Here is a 1,005-nt window from a genome sequence, read left to right on the forward strand (position 1 = left end):
GGGTTAAGGGTCAAAAAGTGTGTCCGGAATCGCGGATTTTCACGGATTGACCTGTAGGTTTCCGGAAAGTATATGCTCCGGAAGCATATATCTAGCCCCCGACGGGAAATCCTCGGTGTGGCAGCCGTGATGTGCTATGCGCGGCGTGGTGTGGTGTCGCAATGTCGAAGAACCAACCACGCTGCCACTGCGGCGGTGAAATGAAACGCAACGGCACCACCAGCAAAGGCACCACCAGATGGCGCTGCAAACAATGCGGCGCCTCCAGCGTCAAACGTCGAAACGACATCACCAACGCGGCAGTGTTCACCCAGTTCATCGAGCATTGCACCACCGCAATATCACTCGACGACCTAGCCAAACGAAACGGTGTTAGCCGCGCCACCATGAAGCGGCGCTTCAAGTGGTGCTGGCTCGTTGATGTGCCTGACCCCACCGCCGGCCACCACAAGCGGATCTACGACCAGGTATTTCTCGATGGCACCTACACCGCCGGTGGCTGCCTGATCGTCGCGGCGACCATCGACCACGTGATCGCCTGGCACTGGTGCAAACACGAAACCACCCGCGACTACCAACTGCTGCTTGAACGCATCGAAGCCCCACTCATCGCCGTCATCGACGGCGGCCAAGGCGCATACAGCGCAATCAAAAAGTGCTGGCCGACTACGAAAATTCAACGCTGCCTCGTCCACGCCCAACGCGTGGTCCGCCGCTACACCACCACCAACCCACGCACCGATGCCGGGCGCACCATCTACCGACTTGCGCTGAAACTGACCCGGATCACCACACTGGATGAAGCCGCCGCGTGGGGTGTGCAACTGCACGAGTTTTCAACGATCTACCGGGAATGGATGAACGAGAAAACCATGATCAAAGACCCCAAAACAGGTGCATGGACCCGCGTGTGGACCCACCACAACGTGCGCAAGGCCTACAACAGCCTCAACCATCTTTGGCGGTCCGAGATGCTGTTTGTCTACCTCAACCCGCCAGCAGGAG

At 58.6% G+C, this 1,005-nt stretch carries 1 protein-coding gene; it reads left to right on the forward strand.

Translation table 11 applies throughout. From position 1 onward, the window contains the following. Positions 1-161: 161 nt before the first annotated feature. Positions 162-1,005 (forward strand): IS256-like element IS1249 family transposase (locus tag MHY13_RS12110; RefSeq protein WP_239283248.1); only part of this gene is annotated, 844 nt, incomplete at its 3' end.

This window comes from Corynebacterium sp. ACRPE (genome assembly GCF_022347435.1).
Lineage (GTDB): Bacteria > Actinomycetota > Actinomycetes > Mycobacteriales > Mycobacteriaceae > Corynebacterium > Corynebacterium tuberculostearicum_D.